This is a genomic window from Streptomyces sp. WAC05292, from assembly GCF_003949955.1.
Classification (GTDB): domain Bacteria; phylum Actinomycetota; class Actinomycetes; order Streptomycetales; family Streptomycetaceae; genus Streptomyces; species Streptomyces globosus.
The window spans coordinates 1-1,451 of the sequence record NZ_RPSE01000706.1; the positions used below are offsets into that span (position 1 = coordinate 1).

General features: G+C 70.6%; 2 protein-coding genes. Both read right to left on the reverse strand.

What is annotated here, in order from left to right:
- A partial coding sequence (locus EF903_RS32510) for an NADH-quinone oxidoreductase subunit I (RefSeq protein ID WP_148142653.1) occupies positions 1 to 442 on the reverse strand: 442 nt, incomplete at its 3' end.
- A complete protein-coding gene (locus tag EF903_RS32515) occupies positions 439 to 1,398 on the reverse strand; it encodes a complex I subunit 1 family protein (protein WP_125548522.1) in 960 nt (319 codons plus the stop codon). The genes EF903_RS32515 and EF903_RS32510, both read right to left, overlap by 4 nt.
- Between the last annotated feature and the right edge of the window lie 53 nt (positions 1,399 to 1,451).

Consider the following 1,451-nt stretch of genomic DNA (forward strand, 5'->3'; position numbering starts at 1 on the left):
GGGCGGGCACCGTCCACATCCACTGGCGGAGCTTGTCGCGCTCGTGGGTGAGGTCGAGGATGTCCGTCTCCGCGTACTCGAACTCCGGCGACCAGAAGAGGGCGTCGAAGGGGCAGACCTCGATGCAGATGCCGCAGTACATGCAGAGCGAGAAGTCGATGGCGAAGCGGTCGAGGACGTTGCGGCTGCGCTCGCGGCCGCCGGGGGTGGCGGCGGGCACCGTCTCCTTGTGGGAGTCGATGTAGATGCACCAGTCGGGGCACTCGCGGGCGCACAGCATGCAGACCGTGCAGTTCTCCTCGAACAGGCCGATGACCCCTCGGGTGCGGGGCGGGAGTTCGGGCTGCACCTCGGGGTACTGGGCGGTGTGCGAGCGCTTCGTCATCGTGCGCAGGGTGACGGCGAGGCCCTTGGCCAGGCCGGATCCGGGGATGGGCATCAGTTCATCGCCACCTTCACGATGCCGGTGAGCGCGATCTGGGCGAGCGCGAGCGGGATGAGGAGGGTCCAGGCGAGCTTCTGCAGCTGGTCCTCGCGCAGGCGCGGGTAGCTCACGCGGAGCCAGATCACGACGAAGGCGAGGACGGCGGTCTTGAGGAGGGTCCACACCCAGCCGTCGGCGACGGGCCCGTGCCAGCCGCCGAGGAAGAGGACGGTGGTCAGGGCGCAGAGCACGACGATGCCGGCGTACTCGGCGAGGAGGAACAGGGCGAAGCGGAGGCCGGTGTACTCGGTGTACGCGCCGAAGATGATCTCGGAGTCGGCGACGGGCATGTCGAAGGGGGGCCGCTGGAGTTCGGCGAGCCCGGCGGTGAAGAAGACGAGCGCGCCGGTGATCTGCCAGGGCAGCCACCACCACTCGAAGGCGTCGACGATGCCGGGCAGGGAGACGGTCCCGGCGGCCATCGCGACGGAGGCGGCGGTGAGCAGCATGGGCAGCTCGTAGGCGAGGAGCTGGGCGGCGGTGCGCAGGCCGCCGAGGAGGGAGAACTTGTTCGCGGAGGCCCAGCCGGCCATGAGGCTGCCGAGGACGCCGACGCCCATGACGGCGAGGACGAAGAACACGCCCGCGTCGATGGCCTGCCCGACCGCACCCTCGCCGGGGCCGATGGGGATGGCGATGAGGACGAGGAGGTAGGGGAGCAGGGCGACGGCCGGGGCGAGTTGGAAGATGCGGCGGTCGGCGCCGGCGGGGACCACGTCCTCCTTCTGCGCGAACTTCACGCCGTCGGCGACGAGCTGGGCCCAGCCGTGGAAGCCGCCCGCGTACATGGGGCCGAGGCGTCCCTGCATGTGCGCCATCACCTTGTGCTCGGTCTGCCCGACGACGAGCGGGAGCACGAGGAAGACGGCGAAGACGACCAGCAGCCGCAGGGCGACGTCGAGTGCGTCGTTCACGCGTCGCCTCCGTTGTCGGGTGTGGGGTCGGGGGTGGTGGTCCCGGCGGGGTC